The 13,344-nt window shown below is 72.5% G+C and carries 9 protein-coding genes; 4 read left to right on the top strand and 5 right to left on the bottom strand.

The features are described 5' to 3' along the window. The 4 genes from FRZ03_RS33090 to FRZ03_RS33075 form a co-directional block, all read right to left on the bottom strand. Window positions 1–1,072: chitinase (locus FRZ03_RS33090; RefSeq protein WP_186785757.1), on the bottom strand; the 1,072-nt coding region annotated here is incomplete at its 3' end. Between the two features lie 126 nt (window positions 1,073–1,198). Then, complete coding sequence (locus tag FRZ03_RS33085; RefSeq protein ID WP_261399442.1) at window positions 1,199–3,835, bottom strand: glycoside hydrolase family 31 protein; 2,637 nt, start codon at window positions 3,833–3,835, stop codon at window positions 1,199–1,201. A 211-nt stretch (window positions 3,836–4,046) separates the two neighbouring features. Next, window positions 4,047–4,463 carry a PaaI family thioesterase gene (locus FRZ03_RS33080; RefSeq protein ID WP_146468753.1) on the bottom strand — a complete coding sequence of 139 codons (417 nt, stop codon included), beginning with the start codon at window positions 4,461–4,463 and terminating at the stop codon, window positions 4,047–4,049. 147 nt (window positions 4,464–4,610) lie between these two features. Continuing rightward, complete coding sequence (locus FRZ03_RS33075) at window positions 4,611–7,118, bottom strand: SpoIIE family protein phosphatase (RefSeq protein WP_146468752.1); 2,508 nt, start codon at window positions 7,116–7,118, stop codon at window positions 4,611–4,613. Between the two features lie 246 nt (window positions 7,119–7,364). Between FRZ03_RS33075 and FRZ03_RS39560 the strand changes: the two genes are divergently transcribed. From FRZ03_RS39560 to FRZ03_RS33065, 3 genes are all read left to right on the top strand, one after another. Further along, complete coding sequence (locus FRZ03_RS39560; protein WP_186785756.1) at window positions 7,365–7,628, top strand: hypothetical protein; 264 nt, start codon at window positions 7,365–7,367, stop codon at window positions 7,626–7,628. Between the two features lie 142 nt (window positions 7,629–7,770). Further along, entirely contained in the window at window positions 7,771–8,187 is a 417-nt protein-coding gene (locus FRZ03_RS39555; protein ID WP_186785755.1) for an SsgA family sporulation/cell division regulator, read from the top strand. Window positions 8,188–8,398: 211 nt separating this feature from the next. Further along, entirely contained in the window at window positions 8,399–11,035 is a 2,637-nt protein-coding gene (locus FRZ03_RS33065) for a WD40/YVTN/BNR-like repeat-containing protein (protein WP_146468750.1), read from the top strand. A gap of 51 nt (window positions 11,036–11,086) precedes the next feature. Here FRZ03_RS33065 and FRZ03_RS33060 read toward each other — a convergent pair whose 3' ends face one another. Then, window positions 11,087–12,097 (bottom strand): Ppx/GppA family phosphatase, encoded by a 1,011-nt coding sequence (locus tag FRZ03_RS33060; RefSeq protein ID WP_186785754.1) that lies wholly within the window; start codon window positions 12,095–12,097, stop codon window positions 11,087–11,089. A 220-nt stretch (window positions 12,098–12,317) separates the two neighbouring features. On the opposite strand from FRZ03_RS33060, the gene FRZ03_RS33055 reads away from it, so the two are divergent. Beyond that, window positions 12,318–13,344, top strand: a 1,027-nt coding sequence (locus FRZ03_RS33055) for an FAD-dependent monooxygenase (RefSeq protein WP_146468847.1), incomplete at its 3' end; no start/stop codon positions are given.

Below are 13,344 nucleotides of genomic sequence, written 5' to 3'. Positions count from 1 at the left end.
GAGCAGCGGCGGGGAAGGTGGGCGTGGGGGTGGGCGTCGGGGTGCCGCTCGGCGGGGTGGCGCCCGCGAACTTCACCGAGTACTTGGCGAAGTCCCAGTTGTTCTGGGCGACGCTCGAACACGTCCCGGAGGTGCGGCCGCCGTTGTCCGGCGGGCTGCACTGCCGGTCGCGGTTGAGCGACCAGAACGTGAAGCGGTCCATGTTGTGGCTCGTCGCGTAGTCCAGCACCGTCTGGAAGTCGGCCTGGGTGAACATCTCACCGGTGTCGCTGCGGCCGTTCATGCCGGAGAAGCCCTCGTGGGCGTAGGCCGTGGCCGCGTCCCAGCCGAAGGTGGACTGGAGGATCGAGTTGAAGTTGGTCAGGGCGCTGGTCTGGCTGGCCGCCCCGTTGAAGCCGCCGTCGAACGGCATGATGGAGAAGTTGTTCGGGGTGAACCCCTGCGACTTCGCCTCCAGCAGCATCTGCTTGCCGAACCAGCCGGTGCCGTCGGCCGTGCCGGCCGTGGTCACGGAGACGTACAGGCCCGGGTTGTTCTGCTGGAGGATCTTCGCGGCGCCGATCTCGTTCTTGATGGCCGCGGTGTTCTCGTACTCCGGCTCCTCCAGGTCGAAGTCGATGGCGTGCAGGCCGTACTTGGTGATGACCTGCTGGTAGGCCGCCGCGGTGGAGGCCGCGTCCGAGCAGGCCTGGCCGAGCTTGGTGCCGCCGTAGCCGCCGATGGAGACGGAGACGTCGCCGCCCTTGGCACGGATGGTGTCGATCACCGACTTCACGGCGGTGTCCGAGGAGACGGCCGCGGTGCCGCCCCACGTGGGCGAGCAGCCACCGCCGTTGGGGGCGAGGACGAACGCCAGCTGGAAGGCCTTCAGCCCGGTGGCGTCCATGATGGCGGCCGCGTCCGGCGGGTCGTTGTCCAGCGGCATCAGATAGGGGGCCGCGGCGTACCAGCGGTTGCTCAGGGCGCTGTTCGCGGTCGCGCCCGAGGCGTTGGTCGCGACCAGCGCGGTGGTGCCCGCGGCGGCGAGGGTGACCGCGGCCGCCGCGCTCAGACATGCGTGAAGACGTCTCACTGCGTGCCTCCAGAGGGTGGGGGTGTGCCCGGGTGGGGAGGAGCCCCACCCTCTGGGAGCTGTTGCGGTCACGTCAATAAGTTGGACTAGACCAAAGCCGTCTTTGGACTAGACCATACGAACTCTTTACCTTTCGTCGACCAGGCGCACGCTGAAGCCCCGGTCGGTCGGCAGGCTCGCCGTGGTGACCGTCGTGACATGCGTCGCGGCATCGAACGACCAGGCGGAGGAGGGGAGCTGACGTCCGTTCACCAGTACCCGCGCGGGCGCGGAGGGGCCGTGCACGGTGAACCGGTACGCCCGCGCGGCCACCTTGCCCGTGTACGTGCCCTTGCTCGCGCCGACCGACACGGTCGTCCCGCCCGCGTCCCGCCGCACCGAGACCCGCTGGGTGGCGGCCGCGCCCTTGGCGAAGTCCCGGGTCACGCCGTCGTCCTCGTACAGCGTGTAGTGGTCGGTGGCGTGCGCCGAGGGATACAGGTCCCAGTCCAGCTCGTGCCGGTCCCGGGTCTGCCAACTCGTCGTACCCTTGGGCCACATGGGGACGATCGCGCCCTCGCGCACGAACAGCGGGAGCGTGTCCAGCGGGGCGTGGTAGCCGTTCACCGTGGTCGGCCCCTGGTACGTGCGGCCGGTCCAGTAGTCGGTCCAGGTGCCCTTCGGCAGATAGATGCCGTCGCGGGTGTCCGTGTCCTGGTAGACCGGAGCCACCAGGAAGTCGGGGCCCGACAGGAACTCGTACTTCGCGGCGGCGCCCAGGGTGTCCGGGTCGTCCGGGTACTCCAGCCACAGCGGACGCACCGCGCCCACCCCGGTGTCGGCCGCCTGCCGCGACAGCGTGTACATGTACGGCAGCAACCGCTCCTTCAGCTGGAGGTACTTGCGGTTGATGGAGGTGTACGGCTCCCCGTCCAGCCACGGCTGCTGGTCGGCGGGCTTCTTGGTGGTCAGGTCGGTGGCCCAGCCGTCCATGGTCATGATGGCCGGCAGGAACGCCTTCCACTGGAGGTCGCGGGCGTACATCTTGGCGTCGTGGCGGTAGATGCTGCCCACGTCGCCCGTGTTGTAGGCGATGCCGGACATGGTGGCCCCGGCGTAGGCCGGGATCTGCCAGCGGATGTAGTCCCAGGACAGCTGCTGGTCGCCGCTCCACAGCACCCCGCAGCGCTGGGCGCCCGCCCAGGAGACGGGCAGCCAGACGAAGCCGCGCGCGTCGCTGTTGTCCTCGATGCCCTTCTTCGCCGCGTCGCAGGCGTCCAGCGCGAACCGGTAGCCGTTGCCGACCCAGGCCACGTCCAGTTTGGCGACCCGCTGGCCCGCCTTGACCTGGTCGGCGAGCTTGTCGATGCCGTCCTGCGTCCACAGGCCGAGCTGGGCGTGCCGGTCCTTCAGGCCCCGCGCGGTCTGCGGGAGGTTCTCGTAGCCGCAGCCGTAGCCGTCGTTGACCAGCATCCAGCCCAGCGGCATCTGGTGGTCGACATACCCGTCGGCGGTCTTCAGGGCGTCCAGGGTGTGCCGCTCGCCCCGGTTGGCGTTGTGCAGGTAGCAGTCGGAGTCGCCGGGTTCGAGGCCGTAGACCGGCGGCATGAACGGCTTGCCCACCAACGCGGTGTACGCGCCGATGACCTGCTTGGCGTCACCGAGGAAGTAGTAGGCGTCGAGCCGCCGTTCCTGCTGACCGGTGGTCACCGGCGAGCCGAAGGTGTACACGCCCGGCGCGAAGGTGTTGCGGAAGACCCCGTAACCCGCGCTGGAGAGGTAGAACGGCTGGGAGTTGTTGTAGCCGCCCTCGTCCCAGTCGAAGCTGTTGGCCACGTACATCGTCTGCCCGCGGTGCGAGAAGCTGCCGTTCTGCTCGCCGCCGCCGAAGAACTGCTCGTCGGCGCCGCGGTCCAGGCTCTGCCGCATCCCGCCCGTGGACCAGCGCAGCGGCTTGTCCTCCTGCCAGATCCGGGTGCGGTTGTCCGCCTTGTACAGCCCGAACCGCAGCGGCTTCTTGTACACGCGCAGCACGGCCTCGGGGGACCGGATGCCGTAGTAGTCACCCGCGTCGAAGGACGAGGTGCGCCGGTCCGCCGCCGGTTGTTCGCGCACGATCCCGGTGCCGGCCGGATCGCTCAGCGAGCCCGACGGATCGGCCTGGAGCCGCAGTCGGCCGCCCGTCAGGAAGTCGGCCCGGGCGAGGAGTTGCCCGGCGCGGATCGTGTAGCCGCCGTCGCGGCCGGAGAAGGACGTGAGGTCGCCCGCGTCCGTGGTCGAGGGAAGATAGGCCGTGCCGGTGAAGGAGTTGTCGTGCACGTCGTACGGCACGACCACCACGTGGTACGTCCCCGACGCCCGCGGGATCACCGTGGCCTCGGGGTCGGCCGTGCCCGCGCTGGAGGCGACCTGCGTGTCGTGGTCGTCGTACACGTACAGGTCGAAGTCGTCGGTGGGGTGCTCCCACCTGATCGAGAGCGGGATGCCGCCCTCGGGGTTGTCGTCCCAGTAGCCGTCCGGCACCGAGACGGTCAGGTCGAAGCGGTCGCAGACCGTGTTGCCGGGGTCGGCGCCGGGGGCCGGGCAGTCCCCGGGGCCGCCGCCGGTGCCCTTGGCGTAGACCGGGCTCTGCCAGCTGACACTGCTGTGGGCGGCATCCAGTACGGCGCCGGTGGCGGCGGCCGCGGCGGGCGCCGGGACGGCCAGCGCGGTGCCCGCCAAGGCGGTCGCCAGCCCCAGCGGCACCCAGGCCGGCCAGGGCACACGGTGTCGGAGTCTTCGCACGGCTGAACAGCTCCCCTCGCGTCATTGCGGACTGGTGAGCGTGCACGGAAGCGCTCGAAACAACGGAGAATCAAGCAACTTCACGCACGAAGCCTCGAAGGGGACACAGGTTCATGTCAAGACCGCGGGCGGACGCGAGGGTGCTCCCGCGCCCACGGCGAGGGGCCGGACCCCGCCTTCGGGCGCGGTCCGGCCCCTCGTCGGTCCTGTCTCAGCCGGCCTGCCCGCGCAGCACGATCTGCGTCTGCGTGGTCTGCCCGACCAGCCGGTCCAGGTCGTCGCGCAGCTCGGTCTGCACCACGATGAGCGTGCCGCCGATGTGCAGCGGGCGGGCCGTGGCGTGCACGTGGCCCGAGGTGACCGCCCGCAGGAAGTTGGTCTTGGACTCCACCGTGGAGGTGCCGGCGGCCCCCTCGGGCAGGTTGAGGTACGCGCACACCGCGCCCACGCTGTCCGCCAGCGCCATCAGCGCCCCGCCGTGCAGCGCGCCACCGGCCGTGCACACCTCGGGCGACCAGGCGAGCGAGCCGACGGCACGCTCGGCGGTGGCCCGGCGCAGTTCGATGCCGAGGCCGGCCGCGAACGGCATGGCGGAAAGCAGTTCGGCGGGCGCGGGGAGGGACGTCATGACGTACCGCCTTTCATCGGGGCCGCATCGGGGCCGGATGATCGGGAAGTCTGCCAGCCGTCGCCATCCGCCGTGCGCGGAAAGGTGGTTGGGCGAGTTCCCGCCCGCCCCGCCGCCGGGACCGCGGTGTCCGGCCCGGCCGGCCCGTCACGTCCGGGCCGGCGCGGTCCCTTCGCGCGGAAGGGCCATCTCCGCCCAGATGATCTTTCCGGTGCCGGTGTAACGGGTGCCCCAGCGTTCGGTGAGCTGGGCCACCAGCATCAGACCGCGGCCGCCTTCGTCGAGGATGCGGGCCCGGCGCAGATGCGGGGCGGTGCTGCTGCCGTCGGCGACCTCGCAGATCAGCGTTCTGTCCACGATCAGCCGCAGTTGGACGGGCGGGGCGGCGTAACGGATGGCATTGGTCACCAGTTCGCTGATGACGAGTTCGGCGACGAAGACCAGCTCGTCCAGGCCCCAGGCGTGGAGCTGGGCGGTCGCCAGCGCCCGGGTCTCGGCGACCGCGGCCGGCTCGGCGATGATGTCCCACTGGGCGACGGCCCGGTCGTCCAGGGCGTGGGTGCGGGCGACGAGCAGCGCGACGTCGTCGGCGGGCCGCCGGTCGACGAGCAGCGCCTTGAGGATGTGGTCGCACGTGGTCTCCAGCGAGGGGACGGCGGCCTCCAGCGCCGTGCGCAGGCGCCGCAGGCCGGTGTCGACGTCCCGGTCGTGGCCCTCGACGAGACCGTCGGTGTACAGCGCGAGCAGACTGCCCTCGGGAAGCGACACCTCGACGGACTCGAAGGGGTGCCCGCCCAGCCCCAGCGGCGGACCGGTGGGCAGCTCGATGAACTCCGCCCTGCCGCCCGGGGTCAGCAGGGCGGGCCAGGGGTGCCCGGCACTGGCCAGCGACCAGGTGCGGGAGACCGGGTCGTAGACCGTGTAGAGACAGGTCGCCCCGAGATCCGCGGTCGGCGGCTCGGCCCCGGTCTCCAGCCCGGTGCTCAGGCGGATGACCAGGTCGTCCAGTTGCGCGAGGAGTTCGTCCGGGGGCAGATCGACATCGGCGAGCGTGCGTACCGCCGTGCGCAGCCGGCCCATGGCGGCGGAGGCGTGCAGCCCGTGGCCGACCACGTCGCCCACGACCAGGGCGACGCGGGCGCCGGACAGCGGGATCACATCGAACCAGTCGCCGCCGACACCCGCTCGCGACACCGCGGGCAGATAGCGCCCGGCGACGTCCACGGCGGCCTGCTCGGGGATGCCCTGGGGCAGCAGGCTGTGCTGGAGGGCCAGCGTGGTGGTGCGCTCGCGGGTGTAGCGCCGGGCGTTGTCGATGGCGACGGCCGCGCGGGCCGCCAGCTCCTCCGCGACCCTCAGATCGCCCTCCGCGTACGGCGGCAGGGACGGGTCGGTGCGGGTGAACAGGGCGGCGCCGAGGTTCACCCCCCGGGCCCGCAACGGCACCGCGATCATCGAATGCGGGTGGTGCCGCCGGGCCCAGGCGGCACGTTCGGGGTCCTGCGCCAGCCAGCGGACGACCTCGGGGTCGGTGAGCCGGTAGGCGCAGCCGCGGCCGGTGGCCAGGCAGCGGGCGAACGGCGAGACCTCCGGGTAACGGACCAGGTCGCCCACCGTGACGACGGCCGACGAGACGGAGCACACCGCCGTGCGCCGCAGCTCCATGGGGCCGTCGAGGGGGAGCGGCGCGGGCTCGTCGCCGTGCAGTACGGCGTCGAGGAGTTCGACCGAGACGAAGTCCGCGGCGCCGGGCACCGACACCTCGGCCAGCTCCTGGGCGGTGCGGATGACGTCCAGGCTGCTGCCGATCCGCCTGCTGGCCTCGTTGAGCAGGGCCAGCCGCTCGCGGGACAGGGACTGCTCCGAGAAGTCGAGCGCGGCGACATGGACGCCGCGCACCGCCCCGGCCGGGTCCTTGAGCGGGAACACATGGACGATCCAGGCGTGCGCGTACTGTTCCCCGGGCACGCGCGCATGGGTCTCGAACCGCTCCGGGACGCCGGTGGCCGCCACTCGTTCCACGGCGCGCCCCGACGCCTCGAACGACGGGTCCGGCAGGTGCTCGGTGATCAGGCGTCCGCGGAGCTCCGATTCCGCCGCCTTCATCTGCTGCTCCATCGGAGCGTTGAGCCGCAGGAACCGGCCCTTGGTGTCATGGACGGCCAGGGCGAACGGGGACTGGTAGAAGGCCCAGCGCAGGAGCTGGTCCTCGGCTCGGGACGCCTCCGCCTCCGTCTCCTCCTCTTCCTGCCGCCGCGGCGTGGTGCGGTCCGCGGCGGGGGCCGGCTCGCCCGGTGCCGCGCCCCGCTGCCGCCGCGCGGCCTCCACGAACCAGCCGGTGCCCCCGTCCGCGGTGGTCAGCGGCCGGATCCGGAGCCGGCACACCACCGGGGCGCCGTCGCGGTCGCGGAGTACCGCGGGACCGGTCCAGCGCCGCCGCCCGGCGAGAGTCTTCCGGGCGGACCCCGGCAGGGCGGTCGCGAGCAGATCCGTCGCGGGCCGGCCCAGCGCCTCGGCGGCGGAGTAGCCGAGCAACCGCTGCGCCCCGGGGCTCCAGGCGGACAGGGCGCCGTCCGGAGCCGTCACGGCCACGGCGTCGTCGGCGCAGAAGGGGTCCCCGGGTTCGGCACGGTCACTGGTCGCCGGTCCAACCATGATCGATCACTGCCCTTCGGAGCCTTTCCCTGGCGCCCTCGCCGATCTCAGGATCTCCCAGGTGATCCGCGTCGGCCACGCTGCCGGGGCGCGATGCCACCACCTGTGTGGCGAGGGCGTGGCGGACCTCACCACCAAAATGGTTCACGATTCAACCATATGGGGCTAGTGTCTCAAGTGCCTGACAAAAGGCGTTGTCCGTGACATTGCCCGGCAGTGTCACGGGGTGAACAAGGAGAAGAAGTCATGGGCAAGAGGAATGTGCGCCCGCTCGCCGTCGCGATCGCCTCGGCCGCCGCGGTGGCCGGCCTGCTCGCCGTCACAGGCCCCGCCTCCGCGGCCACGGAAGCCCCCGGTGCGCGCCATGTCGCGGCCGTCTCCGCCGCCGCCCGGACGGGCGACGACCACACCGACATCCGCCGGCAGTGGGTCCTCGACCAGCTCCGCTGGGCCGGCGAACACGGATACGCCCACCTCGCCCCCGAGTCCCACGGTCCCTCGGACCGCTGAGAGACCTGCCGCGCGCGTGCGGCAGGGGTTCCGGACCGCGGGGGCGGCGTCCCGGCCGTTTCAAGGGACAGCGGCGGCCGTCACACCGGCCGCCGTCCCCGCGCCTTCCTCCGTGACCCGGGCCACCGAACGTGGAAGAGCCATGATCACTTGCGTGGACCACATGCTCGGCATGGAGCTCGTGTCGCCCCTGGGCCCACGGCTCCCGGTGCCGACCCACCTGCTCTACCGGGCACAGGACCCGCTCCTGGTGGAGTTCCTCTTCCAGGACCCCGTCCAGGGCCCGATCGCCTGGGTCATCTCACGCGAACTGCTCGCCCGGGGGACGCTGGCGTCCAGCGGCGAGGGCGACATACGGGTCTGGCCGACCGGAACCGGCGCGCAGGCGCTCCTGCACATCCTGCTGGCCCCGCCGGGCGGCTTTGCCCATCTCGTCGCTCCGCTGCCGGCCCTGGGCCGATGGCTGCTTCGCACCTACCAACTGGTGCCGGCCACCCGGGAGACCGAGGCGCTGGACCTGGACGGCCGTCTCGGCCGGTTCCTGGACGGGCTGTCCTGACGTCGCGGGCCGGGGGACTCGCGCCCACCGGCCCGACGGCGGGACGCGCGCCAACGCGGACAACTCGCCGCCCCGGCAGGCACAGTGACGTGCGGTGAGTCTATTACTGGCGCGTACGTGTCAAAAGTTCACCAGGGTGGTGGAATATTGCCCGTTCCTGTGATCGGGTCTCCTGCGTCGGCAGAACCACATGCCTGTTCAGGGAGGCCTGGTGTCCCAAACACCCCGCAGAAGACGGTGGTTCACCGTCTGTGCGATCACCGCGTCGGCCGCGCTGGTGGCGATACCCTCGTCCGCCGCCGGCCGCTCGGCGAGCCCCTTCGGCGTCCGCGCCCTCGACCAACTCGCCAAGGAGCGGACGCACTCGGTCGGCGCCATGTCGCCGCACCTGTCCGGGGACGGCGACGGCGGCAACGAGGCGGACGAGATCGCCGAGGGCGCGGACCAGTACGCCGAGGCCCGCACCTCGCCCGGCATCGTCGCCCCGGGCGCGTACGGCGCCGCCTGGGACGACCTCGCCAAGCTCAAGAGCACCGGCGGCAACTGGCGCAACATCACCGATCTGCCGTACAACTCGGACGACCCGCGCTACCGCGACTACGACTCCAACTCCAGCGGCGGCTCCGGCAATGTCACCGGCCGCATGGCCGCCGTCGCCGCCGACGACGACGGCTACGTCTACGCCGGCAGCGCGGGCGGCGGGGTGTGGCGCTCGCACACCGGGGGCGGTCACTGGCAGCCCATCAGCGACGATCTGCCCTCCCAGTCCACCGGCGCCCTCGCGGTCGACGGCGGCGGCCGGCTGTGGCTGGGCACCGGCGAGGCCACCACCAACTCCGACGCCTACCTCGGCAGCGGCGTCTACGTGCTCGCCCACCCGCACCACCAGAGCTTCTCCCGGCGCACCCGCGTCGGCGGCGACGAGCTGGAGAGCACCACCATCCACGAGCTGCGCTTCGGCGGCGGCAAGGTGTGGGCGGCCACCAGCGAGGGCGTGTGGAGCCACTCCACCAGGAACCTCGACGGCCCCTGGAAGCTGGAGTTCGCGCCCAACCCGGACTACCTGCCGAACGGCCCGAAGGCGAACGACCCGTCGGCCGCGTACAAGAACATCGCCAACGACATCGCCATCGACCCCAAGGACCCCGGCAAGGTGGTCCTCGCGGTCGGCTGGCGCAGCGGCGACGACTACAACGGCTTCTACACCGAGGTCGACGGCGCCTGGACGCGGATCACCAGCGGCCTCGGCGACCTCCCGGCCGACCCGGACGACGTCGGCAACGTGACCTTCGCCCGGTCCGCCGACGGCTCCCGCTACTACGCCATCGACCAGTCCCCGGAGCAGCTCAAGACCAACCCGGACAGCGGCCTGGAGGGCATCTTCGTCTCCCGGTCCGGCTCGCCGACCGGGCCGTGGACGAAGATCGCCGACTACAAGGGGCTGGCCGCCGACAACTCGGCGCTGACCTCCGAGGGTTACATGCCGGGCGTGCAGGCCTGGTACAACCAGTTCCTCGCCGTCGACCCGAGCGACGCGCGGCACGTGTACGCCGGGCTCGAAGAGGTCTACGAGACCAGGGACGGCGGCAGCACCTGGTCCACGGTGGGCCCCTACTGGAACTTCACCTTCCCCTGCTGGAGCATCGACCCGGCCAAGCAGACCGGTGACTGCAACCCGACCACCCACTCCGACCAGCACGGCGTCGCCATCGGCAGCTACCACGGCAAGTCGTTCGTGTACGTCGGCAACGACGGCGGCATCTACAGGCGCCCGCTCGACGGCTCCCAGGACGCCTCCGGCCACGCCACCGACTGGACGTCCCTGAACGACGGCACCATCGACACCCTGGAGTACTACTCCGTCGGCATCGGCAAGGACCTCGACCACGGGGGCGTCTCCGTCACCGGCGGTCTCCAGGACAACGGCCAGTCCATCCTGCGCAGCAACGACACGGTGATGGGCTCCAACTTCGGCGGCGACGGCGGCGACACCCTCACCGATCCCGCCAACGGCTGCAACATCGCCCAGGAGTACGTCTACCTCGCCGTCCAGGTCACCCAGAACTGCGCCGTGAACGACGGCAGCTGGGAGACCGACCCGAGCAAGGTGACGTCGTACTCCGTCGCCCCGCCCGACAACGCCACCGGCGAGGCCCGCTTCATCGCCCCGCTCTTTGCCGACCTCAAGGACAGCGACACCTGGGTTGCGGGCGGCCGGCACATCTGGGTGCAGCACCACGGCTACGCCATCCGCAGCGGCTCCGAGTGGACCAGCGCCCACGACCTCGGCAAGGGCCGCACCGCCACCGCCGTCGCCGCCTCCGGCGGCAAGGTCTACGCCGCCTGGTGCGGACCGTGCGACAGCGTGGGCTTCGCCCGCGGCATCGCCGTCGGCAACGCGGACGGCACCGGCTGGCACGACATCAACCTGCCCGTGGACGGCACGGTGCCCAACCGCTACCTCAGCGGCTTCGCCGTCGACCCGCACGACGCCGACCACGTCTACCTCACGGTCAACGGCTTCTCCCGGCACTGGACCGAGGGCCCCGGCGCCGGTGACGGCCACGTCTTCGAGTCCACCGACGGCGGCACCACCTGGAAGGACATCTCCGGCAACCTGCCCGACGTGCCCACCGACTCCGCGCTGGTGACGGCGGACGGCGGCCTCGCCGTCGCCACCGACCTCGGCGTCGTCCACCGGGCGCCCGGCAGCACCACCTGGAAGCGCGTCGGCGACCTGCCCGCCGTCGCCGTGCTCCAGCTCAAGACCAGCCCCGACGGCGGCACGCTCTACGCCGCCACCCACGGCCGGGGCATCTACACCATCGACGTGCGCACGCTGCACTGACCGGTCGTACGAGCGGGGGAGGGGCGGCCGGGCGGCCGCCCCTCTGCCGTGTCACGCGGGCGGCCCCGAGATGCTCCGCAGCGACACCGCCGAGGCCGGGGCCACCGTGACGCGGGCCCCGCCGGCCTCGGCCCACCAGTCGGCCCCGTCCTCGGCATAGCGCAGCAGCACCCCCTCGCGGATCGCCCAGGGGCTGACCACGGCCCGGCGCAGCCCCATCAGCTTCAGCGCGGTGTGCCCGACGACGGCACCGGCCAGGCTCTGCGCGGCACGCGGCGCGGAGACACCCGGCAGCCGGGCGCGTTCGGCGGCGGGCAGGGCGGACAGGGTGCGCACGGCCTCCCGCAGGTCCCGGCGCAGCAGCCGACGCGGCTCGAACGGACCGAACCGCCCGGGCGCGGCCCCGCACAGCCGGGCCAGCTGCTGGAACGTACGGGAACTGACAGCCGCCGTGCGCGGGCTCTCCCACCGTATCCGCGCCGCCACGTCCCGCAGCTCATGCCGGATCCGGCGGCGCAGCTCCTTCAGCTCGGCGGCCCCGGGCGGGTCCTGGACGTGCAGGTACTCGCGGGTCAGCCGGCCGGCGCCGAGCGGCAGCGACGCGGCGAAGTCCGGCAGCCGGCCCCGCCCGAAGGCCACGTCCAGCGAACCGCCGCCGATGTCGAGCAGCGCGAGCGGGCCCGCCTTCCAGCCGAGCCAGCGGCGGGCCGCCAGAAACGTCAGCTCGGCCTCGGTCTCGCCCGGCAGCGTGCACAGCCGGATACCGGTCCCGGACGCCACCCGCTCCAGCACCTGCTGACGGTTCGGCGCTTCCCGCACCACCGCGGTCGCGAACGCCAGGGGGCCGGCGGCCCGCCACCGCAGCGCCATGTCACCCGCCTCGGCCACCGCCTCGACCAGCCGCTCCACCGCCTCCTCGGCGATGGTGCCGTCCGCACTCACCTGTTCGGACAGGCGCAGCTTCCACTTGACGGTGTGCACCGGCAGCGGAACACCCCCCTCCACATCCGCGATCACCAGTCGCACCGTGTTCGATCCCGCATCCACCAAGCTCACCCGCATGGCCGGGTGCGTACCCAATTCACCGGCCGAAACGCCCGCACACGAGGGGCGGAACCGGGCACGGCCCGACCGCACGGATGGCTACCGGGGGCACATACGACACATACCGGCGCGCGCCGCCGGACCGCCCGCCCCTGTCCGGATCCGGGCCCCGCCCGGCACCGCCGGGACGCCGCTGTACTTGGATGGTCGCCACCACCGTCGGCATGGGGAGCGGCACATGACCGGTACGGCAGCGATCAGGGCACTGGTGATCGGCGGCGGCATCGCGGGGACCGCCGCGGCGCTGGGCCTGCGCAAGGCGGGCTGTCACGTCCGCGTGTACGAGGCGCACCCCGGCTCGGCCGAGGACATCGGCGCCTTCCTCACCCTGGCCGGCACCGGCATGCGCGCACTCGCCCAACTCGACGCCACGAGCGCCGTCACGGCCGTCGGTTTTCCGCTGACTTCACTGCGCCTGATCGACGCGGAGGGCGCCGAACTGGCCCATGTGCCGCTCGGCGAGGTCGCCGAACCCGATCTGCGGTACCGCTGTCTGCGCCGCGGCGAGCTGAACGCCGCCCTCCAGGGCGAGGCGGTCCGGCGCGGCATCCGCCTCACCCACGGCGCCCGGCTGACGTCCGTGACGGACGGCCCCTACGGCGTCACCGCCCGCTTCGCCGACGGCACCACCGCGACCGGCGACCTGCTCATCGGCGCCGACGGCCTGAACTCGGCCGTCCGCCGCGTCCTCACTCCCGGCGTCCGGCCCCGCTACGCGGGACAGCGCGTCTACTACGGCTACACGCCCGGCGCCCCGGGAGCCACCGGCAGCGGCGTGATCACCATGGTGCGCGGCAGCGCGAGCGCCTTCGGGTACGCCGTCTCACCGGCGGGGGAGGCGTACTGGTTCGCCCGCGTCGGCGAGGACCCGCTGCCCGGCCGCACCCCGGCCGCCCGGACCGCCGTACCGCGCGAACATCTGCTGTCCGTGCTGGGCAAGGACACCACGCCCGCCGCCGCGCTCGTCGCCGCCTCCCCGGGCCCCCTCATGGTCACCAACGCCACCGAGATGCCGCTGGGCGCCACCTGGCACACCGGCCGCGTCCTGCTCATCGGCGACGCGGCCCACGCGGCCTCCCCGGCCACCGGGCAGGGCGCCTCCATGGGGCTGGAGGACGCGGTCGTCCTCGCCAAGGCACTGCGCGATCTCCCGGACCTGGCACGGGCTTTCGCCGCGTACGAGCGGCACCGGCGCCCGCGGGTGG

The organism is Streptomyces misionensis (genome assembly GCF_007896895.1).
Classification (GTDB): Bacteria; Actinomycetota; Actinomycetes; order Streptomycetales; family Streptomycetaceae; genus Streptomyces; species Streptomyces misionensis_A.
Note: the sequence above shows the minus strand (reverse complement) of the source record. Positions and strands in the feature narration are given on the sequence as shown.